General features: G+C 69.2%; 12 protein-coding genes and 1 pseudogene. 3 read left to right on the forward strand and 10 right to left on the reverse strand.

The window, feature by feature from the left end:
• From HR086_RS37085 to mraZ, 7 genes and pseudogenes are all read right to left on the reverse strand, one after another.
• Nucleotides 1-211, reverse strand: a pseudogene (locus HR086_RS37085) (UDP-N-acetylmuramoyl-tripeptide--D-alanyl-D-alanine ligase); the annotation flags it as partial.
• 32 nt (nucleotides 212-243) lie between these two features.
• Nucleotides 244-1,767, reverse strand: a complete 1,524-nt coding sequence (locus HR086_RS37090) for a UDP-N-acetylmuramoyl-L-alanyl-D-glutamate--2,6-diaminopimelate ligase (RefSeq protein ID WP_141648200.1) — start codon at nucleotides 1,765-1,767, stop codon at nucleotides 244-246.
• Nucleotides 1,768-1,818: 51 nt separating this feature from the next.
• Nucleotides 1,819-3,837, reverse strand: coding sequence for a penicillin-binding protein (locus tag HR086_RS37095; RefSeq protein ID WP_174461488.1), 2,019 nt, complete (start codon nucleotides 3,835-3,837; stop codon nucleotides 1,819-1,821).
• On the reverse strand, nucleotides 3,834-4,247 hold the full coding sequence (locus HR086_RS37100) for a cell division protein FtsL (RefSeq protein WP_174468002.1): 414 nt from the start codon (nucleotides 4,245-4,247) through the stop codon (nucleotides 3,834-3,836). Before HR086_RS37100 ends, HR086_RS37095 begins: the two co-directional genes overlap by 4 nt.
• Complete coding sequence (gene rsmH / locus HR086_RS37105) at nucleotides 4,244-5,158, reverse strand: 16S rRNA (cytosine(1402)-N(4))-methyltransferase RsmH (RefSeq protein ID WP_141648203.1); 915 nt, start codon at nucleotides 5,156-5,158, stop codon at nucleotides 4,244-4,246. The genes HR086_RS37100 and rsmH overlap by 4 nt, the downstream gene beginning before the upstream one ends.
• Before the next feature lie 4 nt (nucleotides 5,159-5,162).
• A complete protein-coding gene (locus tag HR086_RS37110; protein WP_141648204.1) occupies nucleotides 5,163-5,549 on the reverse strand; it encodes an STAS domain-containing protein in 387 nt (128 codons plus the stop codon).
• 46 nt (nucleotides 5,550-5,595) lie between these two features.
• Nucleotides 5,596-6,048, reverse strand: a complete 453-nt coding sequence (gene mraZ / locus HR086_RS37115; RefSeq protein ID WP_141648205.1) for a division/cell wall cluster transcriptional repressor MraZ — start codon at nucleotides 6,046-6,048, stop codon at nucleotides 5,596-5,598.
• Between the two features lie 264 nt (nucleotides 6,049-6,312).
• Here mraZ and HR086_RS37120 point away from each other — a divergent pair, with 264 nt between their 5' ends.
• Nucleotides 6,313-7,020, forward strand: a complete 708-nt coding sequence (locus HR086_RS37120; RefSeq protein ID WP_141648206.1) for a PilZ domain-containing protein — start codon at nucleotides 6,313-6,315, stop codon at nucleotides 7,018-7,020.
• A gap of 10 nt (nucleotides 7,021-7,030) precedes the next feature.
• On the opposite strand, the gene HR086_RS37125 is transcribed toward HR086_RS37120, so the two are convergent.
• Nucleotides 7,031-8,833: an acyl-CoA dehydrogenase family protein gene (locus HR086_RS37125; protein WP_141648207.1), complete on the reverse strand. Its 1,803-nt coding sequence runs from the start codon at nucleotides 8,831-8,833 to the stop codon at nucleotides 7,031-7,033.
• 343 nt (nucleotides 8,834-9,176) lie between these two features.
• Between HR086_RS37125 and HR086_RS37130 the strand changes: the two genes are divergently transcribed.
• Complete coding sequence (locus HR086_RS37130) at nucleotides 9,177-10,493, forward strand: hypothetical protein (RefSeq protein WP_174468003.1); 1,317 nt, start codon at nucleotides 9,177-9,179, stop codon at nucleotides 10,491-10,493.
• 3 nt (nucleotides 10,494-10,496) lie between these two features.
• Here the strand turns inward: HR086_RS37130 and HR086_RS37135 are convergent, their stop codons facing one another.
• Both HR086_RS37135 and HR086_RS37140 read right to left on the reverse strand, forming a co-directional pair.
• Entirely contained in the window at nucleotides 10,497-11,432 is a 936-nt protein-coding gene (locus HR086_RS37135; protein ID WP_371745487.1) for a hypothetical protein, read from the reverse strand.
• Complete coding sequence (locus tag HR086_RS37140; protein ID WP_174468004.1) at nucleotides 11,429-12,427, reverse strand: App1 family protein; 999 nt, start codon at nucleotides 12,425-12,427, stop codon at nucleotides 11,429-11,431. Before HR086_RS37140 ends, HR086_RS37135 begins: the two co-directional genes overlap by 4 nt.
• Nucleotides 12,428-12,558: 131 nt before the next feature.
• Here HR086_RS37140 and HR086_RS37145 point away from each other — a divergent pair.
• On the forward strand, nucleotides 12,559-13,613 hold a 1,055-nt coding region (locus HR086_RS37145; protein ID WP_174468005.1), incomplete at its 3' end, for a serine/threonine-protein kinase.

Here is a 13,613-nt window from a genome sequence, read left to right on the forward strand (position 1 = left end):
CCACCACCGCGCCGGCCGCCCCACCCCTGGCCGCGACGTCCACGAACGCGTGGGCGTCGAAGCGCTCACCCACCAGCGCCACGAAGAGGCACCCCGGGGTGAGTGCCCTCGTGTCGGTGCAGACGGCCTCGAAGGCGGCCGGCCCGGGACTTCCGAGCCGGGTCGCCCCCGTCGCCTGCACCACCTCTTCGTCGCTGAATCGAGCTGCCATAGGGGTGTGGGGCGTCCCGTCCGCGAGCCTTCTCAGCCGGCGGTGCGGCTCGCCAGTGCCTTGGCGGCGGCCTGGCGGTCATCGAAGCTGAGCTTCTCCTTGCCCACCTGCTGGTAGGTCTCGTGGCCCTTGCCAGCGATGAGGACGACATCGTCCGCGCTCGCCAGTGCAATGGCCTGCTCGATGGCGGTGCGACGGTCCGCCTCGACGAGGTAGCCCTTCTCGCCCGACTTCGCCTTGTTCGCGGAGATGCGGCGCAGGCCGCCCTTCTCCACGCCCGACGTCACCTGGCTGATGATCTCCTCCGGGTCCTCCGTGCGCGGGTTGTCGCTGGTGATGACCGTCAGGTCCGCGGCCTCCGCGGCCACCGCGCCCATCAACGGACGCTTGCCCTTGTCCCGGTCTCCTCCGCAGCCGAAGACCGTGATGACGCGGCCCTTGGCCATCGCGCGCGCAGCCTCCAGCGCGCGCTTGAGCGCGTCGTCGGTGTGCGCGTAGTCCACGAACACGGCGGGCGCCCCCGCGGGGCCGTAGTTCTCCACGCGCTCCATGCGGCCGGCCACGGGCGTCATCCGCTCGATGCCGACCTTCACGTCGCTGCGCGAGAAGCCCGCGCCGATGCCGATGCCCACCGCCAGGAGGATGTTCTCCAGGTTGTGGGGGCCCAAGAGCTTGCTCTTCAGCGCGATGTCGCCCGAGGGCGTCTTCAGCGTGCCGGTGATGCCGGCCAGCGTGAAGGTGACGTCCGAGGCCGAAATCTCACCGTTGCCGGTGCGGCTGAACTTCCACGCCATCCGCTTCTGGCCGCGCTGCTCGTTGTAGATGCGGCTGGCATACGTGTCGTCGCCATTCACGACGGCCACGCCCGTGGAGGACAGGTTCTCCGCGAAGAGCTTCCGCTTCGCCTGGAAGTAGTCCTCCATGTCCTTGTGGTAGTCGAGGTGGTCGCGGCTCAGGTTGCTGAAGCCCGCGGCCTTGAAGGTCAGCCCGTGCACGCGCTCCTGCGCGAGCGCGTGGCTGGACACCTCCATCACCACCGTCTCCACACCCGCGTCCACCATCTCCCGGAAGATGCGGTGCAGCTCCAGCGGATCCGGCGTCGTGTTGGCCGTCTCGACCGTCTTGCCCCCGAACTTGTAGCCCAGCGTGCCAATGACACCCGTGGACACGTAGGCCGCCGCGCTCATCGCCTCCAACAGGAACGACGTCGTCGTCTTTCCGTTGGTGCCGGTGACCGCCAGCAACGTCAGCTTGTCGGCCGGCCGGCCATGGAAGTTCGCGGCGATGAGGGCCAGCGCCTTGCGCGCGCTGCCCACCTTGAAGAAGGGCACCTGCGAGGAAGGCACCGGCTTCTCGGAGACCACCGCCACGGCTCCGCGTGACACGGCCTCCCCGATGAACTGGGCACCATCCTCCTTGGTGCCGGGAATGGCGATGAACAAGTCGCCAGGCTTCACATGCCGCGAGTCCTGGGTCACACCGGTGACGTCGACCGCGGAACGACCACCCGAGGTCTGCTCGGCACCACACCCTGCGAGGACATCCGTCAGCTTCATCTCTTCCCCTTCACACGAATTGCAAGCGCGGGGCCTGGAACGAGCGCGGCCTCATTGCCGCGTCGCGAGCTCCAGCGTCACCCGGGCCCCCTTCTCCACCAGTGAGCCGGCGGCGGGGGTTTGAGACACCACACGTCCACTGCCCATCACCTGTGGCTCGAGTGCCGCGGCGAGCAGCTTCACCACGGCCTCACGACCTCCGGCGCCCTGGACGTCCGGCACACGCACCGTGCCGGCCTCAGGGCTCTCCGAAACCGCCTCCTCCAACACCGGCCGAGCGGGCTCGGTGGCCTTCGCCACCGGCTTCGCCGCGACAGGCACGGGGGTTGCGGCGGCCATGGCCACCCCGGGTGCCACCGTCCGAGACGGGGGCACGGCCAGGTGGGCCATGGCAGCGGTCGCAATTTCCTTGAAAGCAGGGGCAGCCACGAGCCCCCCGTACACGTCTGTCTTGGGTTCGTCCACCACCACGAGGATGACAATGCGCGGATCCTCGGCCGGCACCATGCCGACAAAGGAGGCAATCCGCTTGTCCGAGTAGCCCCGGGCCACTGGATCCGCCTTCTGGGCGGTTCCCGTCTTGCCGGCGACCCGGTACTCCTCCATGGCGGCCTTGGGCGCGGTACCTCCCTTGACCACCACGCTTTCGAGCATGCCCACCACCTGCCGGGCCACCTTCGCGGAAACCGCCCGGCGGACCTCGGTGGGACGGTTTTCAAGCAGCACCACCCCGTCGGGGTCCACCACCTTCGACACGAGGTAGGGCCGCATCAGCACGCCATCGTTGGCCAGCGCACCATAGGCCGCCGCAATCTGCACGGCGGTGGCCGTCATGCCCTGTCCGAACGACTGGGTGGCCAGGGAGACCTCCGCCTTGGGGAACGGGATGACACCCCGGCCCTCGCCCGGCAGGGCCAGGCCCGTGCGCTCGGCGAAGCCGAAGGCATGGTAGCCGGCCACCATCTTCTCGCGGCCCAGCACCTGGGCCATCTTCGCCATGCAGATGTTGGAGGAGACCTGGAGGATGCCCCTGGGCGCCAGCCACCCGTAGGAGTGCGTGTCGTTGATGGTGTGGCGGCCCACGCGCCAGGCGCCGTTCTCGCAGAAGAAGACGCTCTCCTCGGTGACGGACTTCTCCTCCAGCGCCGTGGCCACCACGAAGGGCTTGGTGGTGGAGCCGGGCTCGAAGGTGTCCAACGCGCCTCGGTTGCGCACCGTTCCGCGAGCGATGCTCTCCGGAGTGTTCGGGTTGAAGCGGGGGTGGTTGGCCAGCGCCAGCAGCTCCCCCGTCTTCGGATCCAACGCCACCACCATGCCGGCGATGCCCTTGGCCTCCTCCACGGCCTTGGCCAACGACTTCTCCGCCACGTACTGCAGATGCCGGTCCAGGGTCAGCGTGACGGCGGCGCCCTGCCGCTCCAGCGGATCCAACGCGCCCTGGACCAACAGCTTGCGGCCCTTGGCGTCGCGGAAGCCCGACATGCGGGAGTTCTGCCCGGACAGCTCGTCCTCGAAGGCCAGCTCCAGGCCCTCCAGGCCCTTGCCGTCCATGCCCACCATGCCCACCACGTGGGCGCCCAGCTCACGCTGCGGATAGAAGCGCTTGGGCTCCTTGGTGAAGCCCATGCCGGGCAGGCCCAGCGCCTTCACCGCGGCGACTTCCTGGGGCTTGGCCTGACGCTTCACCCAGGCGAAGCGCTTGGAGCGCGCAAGCCTGGCGCCCAGTTCGTCCGCGTCCACCTTCAGCGCCTTGGCCAGCGAGCGCGAGGCCTGACGCACGTCGGGCAGCATCGATGGATCCACCCAGATGGAGTCCACCTCCACGCTCTGGGCCAGGGGCGTGCCGCGACGGTCGAAGATGTCGCCGCGACGGGCGGGGATTTCAATCTGGCGGACGTACTGGTCCTGCGCCATTCCGCGCAGCTTCTCCTGCTCGAAGACCTGCAACTGCACGGCCCGACCGAAGGCGACACCCAGGAGCAACAGGAAGAGACTGAACAAAAGCTGCACACGCAGCTTCAGTCCCTTCGCGTTGGACTCCGGGGCCCGTGTCGCCTTGAAATCCCTCACCGGCCCGAACCTCCACGGCCCGCCACGCGTACGCCGGGCTTGTCTTGAGACGGGGACGGAGCGGACGCGGAAGCGCTGCCTCGAGCCGGCTTCTCCGAGGACAGCGACACCACCGCGCTGCCAGCGGGCATCGTCATGCCGAGCTGCTCGCGCGCCACGCGCTCCAGCCGGCCCGGCGCCTTGAGCGTGGCCAGCTCCAGCTTGAGTCGGTCATTGTCCCGCGTCAGCGAGCGGCTCTCCGCCTCCGCGCGGGACAGCCGGTAGCCCATGTCCACCACCATCACCCGGCTGGTGACATGGAGCATGCCCACCGCGGCGAAGAGGGAGAACAGGAGGATGGCGGGCAACAGGTGCAACAGCACCCCCGTCAACGACACGGAGCCACGCTGGGAGGACGACGCCTTGCTCATCGCACTTTCTCCACCACGCGCAGGTGCGCGCTTCGAGAGCGGGGGTTGGCCGAAATCTCTTCGTCCGAGGCGGCCACGGCCTTCTTCGTCACCACGCTGAAGTTGCCCACGCTGGAGCAGACGCAGATGGGAAGGCCCGGAGGACAGGTGCAGCGGCCCTCCAGCGTGCGGAAGCCCTCCTTCACCTTGCGGTCCTCCAGCGAGTGGAAGGAGATGACCGCGGCGCGGCCACCGACCTTGAGGAGCGACGGCAGCGCGGCCAGGAGCGAGTCCAGCGCCTCCAGCTCCTGGTTCACCGCCATGCGCAGCGCCTGGAAGGTCCGGGTGGCGACGTGGATCCGCGTGGGCCACGCCTTGCGGGGCACCGCGCGCTTCACCACTTCGGCGGCCTCCAGCGTGCGCGTGGGCAGCGCGCGCTTGAGCTCGCGGGCGATGGGCCGGGCAAAGGGCTCCTCGCCGTACTCTTTCAGGATGAGCGCCAGCTCCGACTCGTCCGTGGACGCGATGAGCTCCGCGGCGGTGGGGCCGTCCGGGCCCATGCGCATGTCCAGCGGGCCGTCCTTCATGAAGGAGAAGCCGCGCTCGGCCACATCCAGCTGCGGGGAGGAGACCCCCAGGTCCACCAGCACGCCGTCCACCGGCAGCAGCTCCGCGGCCACGCGGGGCAGGTCCGCGAAGTTGCCGGCGCGGCCCTGGAAGCGGGGGTTGGGCCCCAGGCGGGCGGAGGCGGCGGCGAGCGCCACCGGGTCGCGGTCCACGCCCACCACGGACGCGCCCTGAGCAAGGAGCGCCTCCGTGTGGCCACCACCCCCGAGTGTGCCGTCGATGATCACCTTGCCCGCTCCGGCTCGCAGCAGCTCCACGGCTTCACGCAGAAGGACGGTCTGATGCTGGAAGTCCAAGTCCCCCACGCGGTCAGACGAAGGGAGCCCGCGCGAGTGAAAACGCGGCGCGGGCGTCGTTCATGTGCGGGTAGATTTCAAACGTGTCGTGCGCGCCGGCCGCGCGGAAGATGGCGGCCAGGTACGGCGACAGTCCAGACAGCTTCAGGTCTCCACCCGTGCGGCGGAACGCCTCGGCGCGGGCCATCAGCGGCTTGACGCCCCGGTAGTTGAGGTGCCCTACCTCGGACAGGTCCAGCACCACCTGACGCAGGCCCCGGTGCATGCGCTGGGTGAGTTCGTCGCACAGCTTCAGCAGGTCCTGCTCGCTCAGCTCGCCCTCCAGCATGAGCGTCTCCACGCGCTCGGCACCCGCCAGTGCGCTCGTCGCCCTCCGCCGGACCTCCAGAACCTGATTCATACGCGTGCCACCCTCTCGGGACTCCGACCTTTTGTCGACTTTCCGGCTATTGGTGCCGCAGCTCGGAAAGCACCTTCATCACGTCCGCGGAGGCCGCTTCCTGGCGGGCCTCTTCCTGGGCCTTCGCCCAACCCTCGCGGCTCCAAAGCTCGATCACCTTCACCATCCCCGCCCACACCACGTCCTTCTCCAGCCCCGCGTACGTCCGCAGCGACGGCGGAATCAGCAGCCGCCCCAGCCGGTCCAACGGGCACTCCTGAGCGCTCGCCACGTACAGGCGCATCAGCGTCTTCACCCCGGGCTCCATCGGATTGCGCCGCGCGAGGGACGCCTCGAGCGCCTCCCACTCCCGCACCGGGTACGCGTGGAGGCACCGGTCCAGGGCCGTGGTGATGATGAGCCGCTCGTCATAGGCCCCCACCAAGGTCTCCCGGAGCTTCGCCGGGAGGCTGGTCCGCCCCTTCGCGTCGATCTGGTGCTCATAGACGCCTCGGAACACGGGGGACGATCCACCTTTTCAGCCCTTCAGGGGATGAAGCTCCACTCCTTCCCACTTCTTGCCACTACCGGGCGGCATTCATACGCGGCCCCCCAGGGGGGGTCAAGAAAGCGCAACAGGTTGGAACACGCCGCCAGTGGGTTCCCGACATCCAGACAACCCGTCACACCTGGAAGGTCAGGTGTTTGGCGCGCCGCGGCGCCCTACCCGTGGGGAGGGGGCAAACTTGAGCTCCCTCCGGGAAGAGCGCAGAGTGACGGCTCCGTGAACACGAACGTGCGACTGAAGGTGGCCTACAAGAGCCCGCAGTCCCTGGTGGGGGAGTACACGCGCAGCGTGGGTCAAGGTGGCGCCACGCTCCAGACGCGGCGCAGCCTCCCGCTGGGGACTCGCTTCACTTTCGAGCTGCATGCCGGAGGGGTACCCCGGCCCGTGGAGGTCTTGGGCGAAGTCGTGCAGGTGGAGCCCCGCGAGGAGCGCAACTACCTGGTCACCGTGCGTTATGGCGCCAGCGAGGACCGCACCGCGCTGGACGCCGTGCTCAAGCGGATCTTCGCCGCCCAGGAGCAGGAGGGGCTGCGGCGCTTTCCCCGGCTCCCGCTGCACCTGCGCGCGGTGGAGGCCACGCCCCTGTCGCCGACGTTCCTGGTCCGGGACATCTCCCGAGGCGGCGTGGGGCTGGAGGTCATGGCGCCCACCCTGCCCCGCCACGTGCGCGTGGGCACGCCCTTCCTGCTGGAGATGGATTTGACGGGCGGCTCGCTGCTCCTGCACGGCGAGGTGGTGTGGACGTCGTCGGTGCCCCGGAAGAACGCCACCGAGGCGACGCCCGGCTTCGGCGCCACGTTCGGCCGGCTGCGGGCGCCCATGCAGCAGCGGCTGGACGCGCTGCTCGCGCTGGAGTCGCTGCCCCCCGCGCCCTGGAAGGCGCGGGTGAGCTTTGGCATGGACGCCGTGACGCGGATGCCGTGACGGCGCCTGGCTACTCCGTGAAGGGGTAGCCGCCGGCGGACTCGATGGCGGCCATCACCGTCTCGCGCAGCTCCGCGGGGTTGTAGGGCGTGAAGATGTCCTGCGTGGCCAGCCGCTTCAGCTCCTTGTCCAGCGCGTCACCCTGGAGCGTCGCGCACAGCGCGCGGCGCGTCCTGTCGTAGGCGCGGGGGATGCTGTCGAGCGCGAACAGGCGCACCAGCGCCAGCCGCACCGGATCCAACGTTCCGCCGGACGCCGCCTGTCGGGTGCGCGTCACCAGCGAGTCCAGGGCGAAGGCGTCCATCACCACGTCGGAGAGCGAGGCGAGCACCTCCTGGTGCTGCTCCAGCTCCGGACCGAACGTCTCCGCCGCCACGCGCAGGCCGTGGAGGGCCAGGCGCTTGGCGACCTCGGCGGCCACTTCCTGCGGGGCCAGCGCGTCGTCGGTCCGGGCCCGGGGCTTCTCGCCTCGCGACAGCTCCTCCGCCACGTTGCCCGCCATGGCGAACAGCGGCAGGTCACCCTTCACCGCGCGCTTGATGAGCATGCCGGTGATGAGCATGCGGTTGATTTCGTTGGTGCCCTCGAAGATGCGGTTGATGCGCGCGTCGCGGTAGGCGCGCTCGACGGGGTACTCCTCGATGTAGCCCGCGCCGCCGTGCAACTGCACCGCGTCGTCCACCACCTGCCCCAGGGCCTCCGAGCCGTAGACCTTCATGATGGAGGACTCGATGGCGTACTCCTCCACGGCGGCCAGGAGATGCCCCTCGTAGCCGGGGGCGGACTTGTCGCGAGCGGCGAGGCGCGCGTCGACGAGGCCCGTGGTGCGGTAGGTCATGCTCTCCAACGCGTAGATGAGCGCGGCCATGCGCGCCAGCTTCTCGCGCGACAGCGGGAAGCGGACGATGGGCGTGCCGAACTGCTTGCGCTCCTGCACGAAGCGCAGCGCGTTGCCGAGCTGGAGCTTCATGCCCCCGAGCACGCCCGCGCCCAGCTTCAACCGACCGTAGTTGAGGATGTTGAAGGCAATCTTGTGACCCTTGCCCACCTCGCCCAGCAGATTCTCCGCCGGGACGCGCGCGTCCTCGAAGTAGAGCGGGCACGTGGACGAGCCACGGATGCCCATCTTGTGCTCCTCGGGCCCCACCGTGAGGCCCGGAGTGTCCTTCTCCACGATGAAGCCGGTGAACTTGTCGCCGTCCACCTTGGCGAAGACGATGAACACGTCCGCGAACGCCGCGTTGGTGATGTAGAGCTTGGAGCCGTTGAGAATCCAGTGCTTGCCGTCCGGCGAGCGCACCGCCTTCGTCTTCGCGCCCAGCGCGTCACTTCCGCTGCCCTGCTCCGTGAGTGCGTACGCCGCCACCCATTCGCCGGTGCCCAGCTTGGGCAGGTACTTCGCCTTCTGCGCGGCGTTGCCGAACCAGACGATGGGCAGCGAGCCGATGCCCGTGTGCGCGCCGAACGTCACGGACCAGGAGCCGTTGAGGCTCATCGCCTCGGCGAGCAGGAGCGACGTGGTCTTGTCCAGGCCCGTGCCGCCGTAGGCCTCCGGGATGTCCACGCTGAGCAGACCCAGCTCGCCCGCGTGGCGCAGCAGCTCGCGCAAGAGCACGTTGTCCTTGTGCTCGATTCGCACCGCCTGGGGCAGCACCTGCTCGCGGCTGAACTGGAGCGCCGTGCGGAAGAAGAGGCGTTGCTCCTCGGTGAAGGTCTCCGGCGTGACGAAGCGGGAGGTACCGACCTCCTGGAAGAGGAAGGCCCCTCCGGTGGGAATTTCCTTCGACGCGGCGGGCTCGTTCACTGCGGCCATCGATGACCTCCCAGATGCGCGAAGGGCCTCACGTCCGTCGAGCGGAGAGTCGGCCCATCCTTGGCAAGCTATGAAGCGCCGCATCATAGGAGGAGTGGCGAGCAGGCCAGCCCTTTTCTCTCGGGTTCAGCCCGGCGGTTTCGCCAGGCAGTACCGAGGTGGCACACGACCGTTCCGCTGAGCGGAACGGCCACGCCGTCTCCATGAGTCACAAGGCCGCAGCGGATTGTGCCGTGAGCGACAATCACGTCCGTCGGGGCGAGCCCCCGCCATTCACAGTGCTCACCCATGCGACCTCACTTCAATCAGGGGCCCTCTTCCGCTCCTGTGAATGGGGGTTGTCATGGGGATGAGGACACGGGTGTTGTCGTGGTTGTGCGTCGTGGGCGTCATCGCGGGCAGCGCGAGGTCGACCGCCGCCGAGCCGCTCGCGGGAGGCCTGTCATGGGCCCATCAGCTCAGCGGTCCTGGGGACGACGAGACCGGACGGATTGCCTCCGGCAAAGACGGAAGCTTCATCTCCTTCATCAACTTCACAGGCAGCATCGACGTGGGGGCGGGCCCCATCCAGGCACCGGGTGGGCCGACGGACCGGGCCCTGGCGCTCGTTCGTCATGACGCCCAGGGCCAGCCGAGTGTCATCCGAGTCATCAGCGGGCTCTACGCGCTTCGTCACGCGGTGGACGGACAGGGCAACATCATCATCATCGTCGAGGCCATCGGCGTCAGCCCCGGCAGCAGCCTGTTCAGCGACGGCCTCCAACTGGTGAAGCTCAGTGCCACCGGTCGCCTGCTCTGGCTGCGTCCCATCCTCTCCACCGACATTTTCGTCCAGACGCTCGTGACCGACCGCGACGGCAACATCGGCATCGGTGGCTACAGCGTGACGTCACAAGGCAGCCCCCGGCTCACCTTCCTCAAGCACAACTCCGAGGGCACCCGGCTGTGGCGCTTCGTCGACACGGACACCACCCAGAGCCTGGGCCGGACCGCCACCGCCGACAGCGAGGGCAACTTCTTCGTGGGTGGCGATGCCCTGGGAGCCACGAGCTCCTCGGAGCCCTACCTCGTCATGCTCTCGCCCGAAGGACAGCCGCGCTGGCGTCGGCGATTGCTTGGCGCGCTGGGCTTCGCCTTCGGCCTGGCCACCCATGGCAACCGCGTGGTGATGGTCGGCACGTACGCGTTCACCTTCACCTTCGCCGGGCAGACCCACACCTCCACTGGCAACCTCGGCATCAACCAGGACGCGTTCGTCGTCGCCTGGACGCGCGATGGCGAGGAGCGCTGGGCGTACAACTTCGGCTTCGACATCGAGAGCGTCGCCATGGACGAGCGCGACGGCGTCACCGTCGTCGGGGGCTATCAGGCGGGCAGCTCGGACCTGGGCATCCTGGGCCCGCTGCCCGGCAACCCGTCGAGCGCCGCCAACGTCTACGTCGCGAAGTTCGACCGCATCCAGGGCCAGCGCCGCTGGGTACAAAGCTTCCCCAGCGGCCTGGACCGCAGCTCTCCCGGTCTCGACGAGGGCACCGTCGCCGTCTCCAAGGACGGCCGCGCCGCGGTCCTCGGCCTCTTCCACGACACGCTCCAGGTGGGCTCGCGGACATGGACGGCGAGCGGCGTGTCGGACCTCTTCCTGTTCGGCTTCCAGCCCTGAGCGTCAGCCCCCATCCCTGACACGAGGAGGCGTCGGGAACACGAGGCACAGGGTGTCGAACAAGGGCTCGCCCGGGGCCGTGTATACGGCTCCGAGCGCACGCGCGGCCTGGGAGACCTCGGTGCCAAACGAGGGGACCAGGCAGATGTCCTCGGACTGCTTGAAGCGGCCCTTGAGCAACCCCAACCCGTGCCGCAACGTCGCCAGGTCCTGGCGCCCCTCGCGCACCGGCACCGAGGGACCATTCGCATCGGGACCGGGGAGCTTGCCCACGCTGGTGCTCAGCTCGAAGCCGTCCGCGCGCTGGATGATGCGCAGCTTTCCCGGCGCCACCTCCGCCAGCCACTCGCGAAAGCCCTCCTCATCGCGAAGCACCAGCGGATACGCCACCGGTGCATCCGGATGCGCCAGCCACACCGTCTCGGCGGAGTCCCGCAGCATCGCGAGCAGTTCGGAGACCTGCGCCAGGAACGTGTCCGCGTCGGGCACCAGCACGACTTCGCGCCCCTTCACCCGCTCCGCGAGACGCGCGAGGGATGCCGGACGCGAGGGCTCGAACGTCTCGTCCCCGAGCCGCGCGTGCTCACCCGCCAGCGACAGTCGCAACGCGTTGGACGGCAGCGCCTCGCCATACACGGGCACGGACTCGGGCACGTCGCCTCGAGCGACAGGCCCTCCATCCTCGGACGCTCGACTCCCTCCCGTGGCGAGCGAAGGCAATGGCGCGGGCTTCAGCGACTGGAGCGGCTCGGCGGCCTTCTCCTCTCGACAGCCCACCACCGCGAGCAGCGGACACAGCAGCACCACGAGGCGTCGAACACCGAGAGAGGCGATTCGCGTCCGCGCTTCGAGGCACCGCCGGGTCGCGAGGCGAAGCCAGTCGAGTCGCCGCCGCCCCTCGCTGCCTCGAACCTCCGCGACACACTGCACGAACGTCATGGAGGCGTCGGGCCCGCGGTGGCCGGCAGCGACACGGAGGGCTTCGGCAGCACGCTCGCCACACAGGCCGCGTCCGCCAGCCCCAGGCCGACGGCGTGCTCCGCCGCTTCACGCGCGTCCTTGAACAGCACCATGTCCTGGAAGCGCTTCACGTCCTTCGTGCGCCCCGCGTCGCGGATGTAGACGGCCTTCACCCGTCCCGGGAACTCCTCGCGAATCTGCGCGTAGACCTCCGGGTCCTTCTCCCCCGAGTCCCCCACCAGCACGACGGGCAGCGGGAACTGCGTGAGCAGGCGGCGGATGATGGGCTGCTTGTAGTTGGACAGCGACGACGGGCCCAGGTCCCGCAGGTACACGCCAAAACCCGCCGGGAACTGGTGCCGCTCCAGGAACCCGCGCACGCGCGGCAGGTACTGGACGGGCGAGCCGCTCACCAGCGCGAACGCCGAGGACGTCGCGCTCCCCCGCAGGCATCCGTAGAGCGCCGCCATGCCCGGCACCACCTCCTGCGTGTCCGAGTCCTTCAGCAGCGCCGTCTGCACCAGCTTCGCCGGCTTCGTCACCTGCGTCACCGCCAGCGTGTCGTCGAAGTCGGAGACCACCAGCAGCGACGTCGACGCCGGCAGCACCTCCACGCGCGCGCTGATGATGGCGCCCTCCACCCACGCCTCCGCCTCGGAAGCGCCCTCCTTGAAGCGGCCTCCCTCGGGCGGCATCAAGGTGACCTCGAAGCCACCGTCGTGCCCGCTCGTCACGATGGCGGTGACGCCCTGGAAGCGCACCGACACCTTCGCGCCCTCCCAGTTGGGCGCCGCCAGCCGTCGCAGGTTCCGAGACAGCGCCGAGCTGCCGTCCGAGGGCGCCTCCTTCAGCACGCGCCCCTGAAGCATGACGCGCTCGGGCAACCCCAACACCGGCGCCAACAGCACCGCGGGCGCCGCCACCGCGTGGGAGCCCCCGAGTAAGACACCCAGGACAAAGAGACGAGTGAGCATGTTCAACGGAATTTTCCCGTGTTAACGTTCCTGGAGCCCTGATGATAGCTTCGCGCGGGCCTCAAGAGGCGTCGTGGAGTCGTGGAGGGGCAGCACAGCGGCCCGGTGCGCCCAGAGGAGCCGGAAGACACGTGGAGCACCCGTCCGAAGGGCTCGATTTCGGCAAGTACACGTTGCTCGAGCGCATCGCGACGGGCGGCATGGCGGAGATCTACCGCGCCCGGATGACGGCGGTGGCGGGGGTCACCAAGCCCGTCGTCATCAAGAAAATCCTGCCGGGCTACGCGGACAAGAGCGCCTTCGTCTCCATGTTCGTCAACGAGGCGCGCATCGCCGCGGGGCTGAGCCACGGCAACATCGCCCAGGTCTTCGACTTTGGCGAAGTGGGCGGCCAGTACTTCATCGCCATGGAGTGGGTGGACGGGCATCCGCTGTCACGCGTGCTGCGACGCGCCCGGGAGAAGGGGCTCCACACCCTACCCCAACCGCTTGCCCTGCTGGTGACGGTGGAGGTGCTCAAGGGGCTGGCCTACGCCCACACCCGGCTGGATGACCGGGGCCGTCCGCTGCACATCATCCACCGCGACGTCAGCCCGCAGAACGTGCTCCTGAGCTTCGAGGGCCAGGTGAAGCTGGTGGACTTCGGCATCGCCCGGGCCCGGCTCGCCAGCGATGGCGTCAGCGACGAGTCCGACGAGACGGAGGCCAAGGGCAAGTACGCGTACTTCGCCCCGGAGCAGGCCCGGGGCCGGGAGCTGGACGCCCGCGCGGACATCTTCGCCGCGGGCACGCTGCTGTACGAGACGCTGTGCGGGCGACTGCCCTTCGAGGGCTCCGTCCCGGACGTGATGCGCAAGATTGCCCTGGGCGACTTTCCGCGTCCGCGCGAGCTGGCCCCGGACATCCCTCCGGCCCTGGAGCGCATCCTCCTCACCGCCCTCGCCGTGGAGCGCGAGCAGCGCTACCCCACCGCCGAGGCCTTCGCCGAGGCCCTCACCCGCTACCTGCACACCGCCACGCCCGACGTCTCCTCCAGCGCGCTGGCCCACTTCATGGGCTACCTGTTCGAGACGGAGCTGGTGGCGGATGGACGGCCCGTGCTGCTGCCGCGAGAGTTCCTCGCGCAGATGGCCCGCTGGGCAAAGGCCCCCTCCGAGCGACACACGGTCCACGAGCCGTCCCCGCT

Origin of the sequence: Myxococcus sp. CA039A (assembly GCF_013336645.1) — a bacterium.
Lineage (GTDB): Bacteria > Myxococcota > Myxococcia > Myxococcales > Myxococcaceae > Myxococcus > Myxococcus llanfairpwllgwyngyllgogerychwyrndrobwllllantysiliogogogochensis.

Bases quoted from the DNA above. Each gene is read 5' to 3' on its own strand.
- HR086_RS37110 (WP_141648204.1), bottom strand. From the start codon at position 5,549: ATGAATCAGGTTCTGGAGGTCCGGCGGAGGGCGACGAGCGCACTGGCG.
- HR086_RS37140 (WP_174468004.1), bottom strand. From the start codon at position 12,427: ATGCTCACTCGTCTCTTTGTCCTGGGTGTCTTACTCGGGGGCTCCCAC.
- HR086_RS37090 (WP_141648200.1), bottom strand. From the start codon at position 1,767: ATGAAGCTGACGGATGTCCTCGCAGGGTGTGGTGCCGAGCAGACCTCG.
- HR086_RS37125 (WP_141648207.1), bottom strand. From the start codon at position 8,833: ATGGCCGCAGTGAACGAGCCCGCCGCGTCGAAGGAAATTCCCACCGGA.
- HR086_RS37135 (WP_371745487.1), bottom strand. From the start codon at position 11,432: ATGACGTTCGTGCAGTGTGTCGCGGAGGTTCGAGGCAGCGAGGGGCGG.
- HR086_RS37100 (WP_174468002.1), bottom strand. From the start codon at position 4,247: ATGAGCAAGGCGTCGTCCTCCCAGCGTGGCTCCGTGTCGTTGACGGGG.
- HR086_RS37130 (WP_174468003.1), top strand. From the start codon at position 9,177: ATGGGGATGAGGACACGGGTGTTGTCGTGGTTGTGCGTCGTGGGCGTC.